This window comes from Streptococcus sp. 27098_8_74, assembly GCF_041431705.1.
Classification (GTDB): domain Bacteria; phylum Bacillota; class Bacilli; order Lactobacillales; family Streptococcaceae; genus Streptococcus; species Streptococcus salivarius_E.
The window spans coordinates 20,016-27,033 of sequence record NZ_JAPVYF010000026.1 but is presented as its reverse complement, the minus strand read 5'-3'; the positions used below and the strand labels follow the sequence as shown (position 1 = coordinate 27,033).

General features: G+C 38.6%; 7 protein-coding genes. All 7 read right to left on the bottom strand.

What is annotated here, in order from left to right; translation table 11 throughout:
• Positions 1-275: 275 nt before the first annotated feature.
• On the bottom strand, positions 276-674 hold the full coding sequence (gene spx, locus O3670_RS09215; RefSeq protein WP_371596062.1) for a transcriptional regulator Spx: 399 nt from the start codon (positions 672-674) through the stop codon (positions 276-278).
• A 169-nt stretch (positions 675-843) separates the two neighbouring features.
• The gene (gene recA, locus O3670_RS09210; protein ID WP_002889600.1) at positions 844-1,983 is read right to left on the bottom strand and encodes a recombinase RecA; all 1,140 of its coding nucleotides are present in this window, start codon (positions 1,981-1,983) and stop codon (positions 844-846) included.
• A 39-nt stretch (positions 1,984-2,022) separates the two neighbouring features.
• On the bottom strand, positions 2,023-3,288 hold the full coding sequence (locus O3670_RS09205; RefSeq protein ID WP_175057354.1) for a competence/damage-inducible protein A: 1,266 nt from the start codon (positions 3,286-3,288) through the stop codon (positions 2,023-2,025).
• A gap of 96 nt (positions 3,289-3,384) precedes the next feature.
• The gene (locus O3670_RS09200; RefSeq protein ID WP_175057353.1) at positions 3,385-3,939 is read right to left on the bottom strand and encodes a DNA-3-methyladenine glycosylase I; all 555 of its coding nucleotides are present in this window, start codon (positions 3,937-3,939) and stop codon (positions 3,385-3,387) included.
• Positions 3,940-3,947: 8 nt separating this feature from the next.
• Positions 3,948-4,538 (bottom strand): Holliday junction branch migration protein RuvA, encoded by a 591-nt coding sequence (gene ruvA, locus O3670_RS09195; protein ID WP_037599413.1) that lies wholly within the window; start codon positions 4,536-4,538, stop codon positions 3,948-3,950.
• Positions 4,539-4,695: 157 nt separating this feature from the next.
• On the bottom strand, positions 4,696-4,917 hold the full coding sequence (locus tag O3670_RS09190) for a hypothetical protein (RefSeq protein ID WP_175057352.1): 222 nt from the start codon (positions 4,915-4,917) through the stop codon (positions 4,696-4,698).
• Between the two features lie 131 nt (positions 4,918-5,048).
• Positions 5,049-6,986, bottom strand: coding sequence for a DNA mismatch repair endonuclease MutL (gene mutL, locus O3670_RS09185; RefSeq protein WP_175057351.1), 1,938 nt, complete (start codon positions 6,984-6,986; stop codon positions 5,049-5,051).
• Positions 6,987-7,018: the final 32 nt, after the last annotated feature.

The window sequence follows — 7,018 nt, the reverse complement described above, 5'->3', positions numbered from 1 at the left end:
ATTCTAGCAAATCTAGAATAGCTTGTCAACACTTTTTTTGAAGTTTTTTACTTCTCGTGTTCGCCACCCCTTCCGAAGCAGCTTATTTATAATATCATCTCTGACTTATCTTGTCAATAACTTTTTTAAAGTTTTTTTCAAACTTTTTTCAGTTACTGAACAATTTCCTTGAGACTTTATTAGTCTATCAAGTTTGTGAACCAATGTCAATACTTATTTTCTATGCAATAAGTGAAAGCAAAAAGAAGATCTCTAGTATCTCCTTTTTTCATTTTTTATAGAGCTGCTCGCATGCGTGCTTGTGAATTTTCGACATTTCGTATTGAGCGCGGTAAGAACGCACGGATGTCATCTTCTTTATAACCCACTTGCAATCTCTTATCATCAATTAAGATTGGACTTTTCAAGATTCTTGGGTTTTCTTGAATCAAATCAATCACTTCACTAACACTGAGCTCGTCGATATCACAATTTAGAGCTTTAGCATAGCGATTTTTTGATGAAACAATGCTCTCAACACCATTCTCTGTTTTTGATAGGATGTTTAAGATTTCTTCTTTTGTAAGTGGTTCTTTACCAAGGTTTTGTTCTTTATAAGGAAGTTGATGGTTGTTCAACCATGTTTTTGCTTTTTTACAACTTGTACAACTTGAGATTATATAAATCTTAATCATGTTAATTCTCTCTTTCTGTCACATGATACTATTATCTTATCATTGTCCTTAGTTTAAGAAATCGGTCTAGCGACCTATTTTGAATCTAAGGGGACTTTTTCAATTATCATAGATCTTTTTTTGCTTAGATTAAATCAAAGAGAAAAAGAGCTCTTAGGCTCTTTTACACTTATTCTTCAATTTCAATGGTTGAATCAAGGTCTAAAACAAGTTCATCAGATGTTTCTTCAACTTGTGCTTCTTCAACACTATCCTCTTCATCTGGTTCAATCAAACCATAGTGTACACGTACTTTATGATCAATTTCTTCAAAAATATCTGGATGATCTGCCAAATATTTTTTAGCATTTTCAGATCCTTGACCAATCTTCTCTCCATTATATGAGAACCATGCTCCGGCTTTTTGAATAATTCCTAAATCACTAGCGATTTTTACAAGCTCACCTGTTTGTGAAATCCCTTCACCATACATAATTTCGACAAAGGCTTCTTTAAATGGTGGGGCAACCTTGTTTTTGACAACCTTGATTTTAGTTTCCTTACCAACATTTTGGTCTTTTTTATCACCAGTCCCTTTGATTTGCGTATTTCCACGTACATCAAGACGTACTGATGCATAGAATTTCAAAGCACGTCCACCAGGGGTCGTTTCTGGATTACCAAACATAATACCAACTTTTTCACGCAATTGGTTAATGAAGATAGCAATTGTTTTTGTTTTATTAATAGATGCAGATAGCTTACGCATGGCTTGACTCATCATACGCGCTTGAAGTCCAACATGACTGTCACCAATATCTCCATCAATTTCTGCACGTGGTACCAAGGCCGCAACTGAGTCAACAACAACCAAATCAACTGCACCTGAGTCAATCAGCTTACCTGCAATTTCGAGACCTTGCTCACCTGAATCAGGTTGTGACAAAAGAAGCTCATCGATATTAACACCTAGGGCTGCCGCATAAGCAGGGTCAAGGGCATGCTCTGCATCGATAAAGGCAGCGATTCCGCCTTCTTTTTGTGTCTGAGCAACAGCATGGAGGGCTACAGTCGTTTTACCTGATGATTCTGGTCCGTAAATTTCGATAATACGACCTTTAGGATAACCACCTGCACCAAGAGCAATATCCAAAGCTAGCGAGCCTGAGCTCATAACCTGAACCTTCTGCTCTGCACGCTCACCAAGACGCATAACTGCACCCTTACCAAAATCTTTTTCAATATTCTTCAAAGCATCATCAAGTGCTTTACGACGCTCATCTCCAAATTTCTTTGTAATTTCTTCTGTTTTCTTTGTTTTCTTAGCCACTTATTTTCCTCTTCTTTCTATAGTTAAGACAAACTTAAATCAAGTTGTCTCTTGTAATAAAGCTTGGCGAACTAGGTTAAAGGCATAGAGGGTACTAATATATCTAACATCAGAACGACTTCTTCCACCTATAACAACCTTGATTGACCTTACTTGATTCCTATCAGCAATACCAATAAATACTGTACCTGCTGGGTGTCCTTCTAATGAATCTGGTCCAGCTACACCGGTAAGTGCAATTCCGTAATCGCTATCTGTTTTAGCTCGGGCACCTTCAGCCATTTTTTCTGCAGTAAAATGACTGACAACACCATGTTCTTCTAGTTGCGACAAGGGAATATCCAACATTTTAGATTTTTCTTCAATGCTGTAAGTAACAAAGCCGCCTTTAAATACTTGTGAGGCTCCTGAAAAATCAGCAATACTAGCCTGAAATAAACCTGCTGTTAGGCTTTCAGCTGCAGTGATAGTCTTGCCATGGTTCTTAAGCAAACGGAAAGTTTCAAAGGCTAAACTATTAGACTCTCCATATCCATAAATAAAATCAGATAAGGATTTGCTATCTAGAGTTTTAGTAGAACGAATTTGTTTTTCTAAAACATCTAGTTTTTGATCTGCTTCTTCTCGTGAAGAAGCCTTTGTTGACAAGCGAAGTGTTACTTCCCCCACTTTAGCGTATGGAGCTATGGTTGGATCTGTTTGGTTAACAATAAAATCCTTCAGAATAGTCACCAATTGACTTTCTCCAACGCCAAAGAATCTTAGGACTCTCGAATAAAGACTTGCGTGATTCTCAGTAAGTGCTGGAACAAGTTCTTGATTCACCATAGGTTTAAGTTCACTTGGTGGCCCAGGTAGGACTACATAGGTCACCCCTTGAGTAGTAATGACACCTCCAACTGCAAGACCTGTAGGATTTTGCAAGGGGATAGCCCCCTCAACAATTTGCGCTTGACGTTCATTATTAGGCGTTCGTGTGTGTTTAGGGCGAGTAGCAAAGAAACTGTCCAGCTTTTTACTTGCCTCCTCATCAAAAACAAGTTTTTTTCCTAAGAACTTAGCTAGGGTTTGCTTGGTTAAATCATCCTCCGTAGGGCCAAGTCCACCACAAAGTATGACTAAGTCACTACGTTTACTAGCTTGGTCTAGAACTGAGAGTAGGCGTTTTTCATTATCACCTACTGCGGTGTGAAAATACACATCGATTCCTAGTTCAGCTAGTTTCTCAGATAAAAATTGGGCATTGGTATTGGTGATTTGCCCGGTTAGGATTTCGGTTCCTACTGCAATCAATTCAGCTTTCATTGGTTCACCTATATTACTATTCGTAAAATAATCTCAAAAACATGTTCGTTTATAAACTAACATGTTTTTCTCGTCTTGTCAATCAAATCTACTCATTTATTTGAAGTCACAGTTATTTTCATGATCATTCACAAATCCTGCGGCTTGTAAAAATGAATATATAGTAGTCGGTCCTAAAAATTTGAACCCTCTCTTTTTTAAATTTTTGGCAATCTGTTGGGATAAATCAGTTGATGATGGGACGTCCTTATATGTTGGAACATTATTTATCAAGGGCTTTCCGTCAAAGAACTGCCAAAAATAATGGGACAGGGAGCCAAATTCATCTTGGAGTTTTAGTACTTGTTTGGCATTATTTACGGTTGCTTCTAGCTTAAGTTTGTGACGAATAATATCCGGATTTTGAAGCGCTTCTTCAAGTTCACTTAGGCTAAACTGGGCAACACGCTCAATATCATAGTTATGAAAAACACGATTAAAGGACTGACGTTTATTTAAAACAGTTAACCAAGAAAGTCCTGACTGATAACTTTCTAAACAAAGTAGCTCAAAAAGTTTTTGATCGTCACCAATAGGGTTCCCCCACTCCTTGTCATGATAATCACAATATAATTTATTGTTTGTTGGTACCCAACGACAACGATTGACCATTGCTTACCTCATTTCATCAACATCTTAAGAGCTGATTTAATGTATTGCTCTGCCGTTTCATTAGTACCTTCGAAGAAGGCTTTGATTTTCTTAAGTTCTGCAGCTTTATAACCAAGAGCTAGCAAAGCTTCCATAGCCTCATCCAACTGATGATTTCCTTCAGGTTGACTTGGTGTCGTCTTGGTCGTTTCTGTTGGTAACTCTGCAAATTTCCCGGCCAAGTCCAAAACCATTTGCTGGGCTGTCTTTTTACCAATCTTTGGAAACTTCATCAGGTACTTGATGTCACTATTATCAATGGCAGCCACCAAGCCTTGATTATCATCTACAGCAACAATGGCTAGAGCAGTCGTCGGACCTATTCCAGAAACTGAAATAAGCTTAAGGAAGACCTCTTTCTCATCTTCAGTATGAAAACCAAAAAGAAGGTGGGCGTCATCCCTAATAACCTGATGAAGGTAGACTTGGATAGTCTGATTCATCTGGTCAGAAAAACTATATGGGTTCGCTACAGTGACAATATAACCTAAGCCGTTTGCTTCTATAACAATATACTTGGCGGTAATTTTCACTAGAGTTCCCTTGATGTAATCATACATAGCGTGTGATTTCCTTTCTCGTTCGTTTCTTCAATGGATTGCTTTGTTATTTTATACTTATAAGATAATTGTCTTGAGTGTTTATTTTGTCATCTCAAGCACTGCTGTACTATTGTAACAAAAAATCCACTCGAAAGTGGATTATGTTTGCTCTATTTTAAGGATGACTACTCGTCTTTAAAGTATCTGTAATCATCTTCAAGCCTAATAGAATATATGTTACAAGACCTAAAGTAAAGGCAATGCTAGAAACATTTACTAGGGCATTCTCCAAACTTGGTCGACCTAACCAAGCCAAAATATAGAAAATCAAGCTAGTCGCTAAAAATGTTAAGCCAACAAGTAAAAAGTGTTTATTAGTTTTTGTTAGGTGTCTCATCACTCTACCTCCTAACTTAAAAATCAGTCAATCATCCTACAATGATGTGCTAAAACATTAGAAGATCCCTTGTCTTCACCACTATTATAAATCTAACATTCCTATTCGTAAAGTAAGACGAAAAAAAAGTTTTAATACTTCCCTAGGTCACGTAGACTCGTATGATTTTCTTGAATTCGACGGAACATTTTTTCCATATCAGACTTTGTAAAGTTGACAAGTACAGGACGTCCGTGAGGGCAATTGTAGGGGTTTTTACACTGTGCAAGCTGTACTAGAAGGTCACGCGCAGAGTAATCATCAAGAGCATGATTGGCCTTGATTGAACGTTTACAACTCATCATGATGGCTAACTCTGCACGGTAGGTCTTGACAGACACTTCATTCGTCAAAAGAAGCATGTCGCACATCTCATAGACTGCAGATTCAATCTCTTCTTCCTTCATCCAGATAGGATGTTCACGAAGAATGAAGGTGTTATTCCCATAAGGCTCTAAATAGATACCAACCTGGTTAAGAAGAGGCATTTTTTCTTGTAAACTAATGTAGTCTGAACCTGAAAATTCAAAGAGATAGGGAACCAAAAGCTGCTGTAAACTGCTGTCAACCTCACCAATCTTTTCGCGATAGTACTCATACTTGACACGTTCTTGGGCAGCATGCTGGTCAATGATGTAAAGTCCGCCTTGTCCTTGCGCAAAGAGATAGGTTCCATGCATTTGACCAAAAAACTCTAATTCAGGGAAGGTTGATGTTTCCTCATTGTCCAGAGTTTCAAGCATGCGCTTCATTTTCGACTTGTTTTTATAATCAAGTTTTTCGTGTTCGCTATCACCTTCATCTACTGAACGTTGTGCCTGTTTAACAGAAGGTTGCGGTTTATTTTCTACCGATGAAACTGGTGACTCTGATACAAGAGGTTTGATATCTTCTTGGACTGTCTCTGGTTTGACAAAGAAATCATTACGACTGCTATCGTAGTAAAGATTGGTTTGTTTGAGTGGAAGACTGGTTTGAACTGGCTTAGCTGCACCTCTGGTACTAGACTTGGCTAGATTTTCAAGGGCATCAGGAATCAAATCCTGCTCTCTAAGGCTTTGAGCAATGGCTGAGCTGATAAGGGCCATGAGCTCTTTTTCTTTAGAGATACGTACTTCCTGCTTTGTTGGGTGAACATTGACATCGGCCAAGTAAGGATCAATCTGAATATCAATAACTGCAATAGGGAAGCGTCCTACCATGAGTTTAGAGCCATATCCATCAAAAATAGCACGGTTAAGCAGGAAGTTTTTAATATAACGTCCGTTAATGAGAATCGTGATGTAGTTACGATTTGCACGGGTCAACTCAGGGAGACTAACATATCCAGAAACTTCAAAATCAAGGTCAGAATTTGAAATCTCCACCATTTTTTTAGCCGTTGTCAAACCATAAATACCAGCAATAGCTTGACGGAGGTCTCCAGTACCTGATGTCTGTGTCAACTGACGACCATCATTAAGCAAGGTAAAGGCAACCTCGGGATGAGCTAGACTTAGACGATTGACAACATCGACAATATGAGCCAACTCAGCCTGTAAACTCTTCATATACTTGAGACGAGCTGGGGTATTATAAAATAGGTTTTCAACGGTAATCTTTGTTCCAACTGGTGTTGAAATAGGGTCCTGACTCTCAATTTCTCCACCTTTAGCAACCAGTTTAGTCCCATAGGCTTCTCCATCCGCTGCTGTCACAATGGTAAGATGACTGATAGAAGCTATTGATGGCAGGGCCTCACCTCGAAAACCAAGAGTTCGAATACGAAAGAGGTCTCCTTGATTTTTGATTTTACTTGTTGCATGACGGCGCAAACTCATAGCTACATCAGATTGAGCCATTCCTTCGCCATTGTCTGTGATTTGAATTTTTGAGAGGCCTGATTCTTCAACTTCAATAGTAATCTGGGTGCTGCCTGCATCAATAGCATTTTCCACTAGCTCTTTAACTACACTAGCTGGTCGCTCTACGACCTCTCCAGCAGCAATCTGATTGGCTAGAACTTCAGGCAATTCGATGATTTTTGACATAATTATTTTTTCTCCCTTCTAAAAGGTTGATA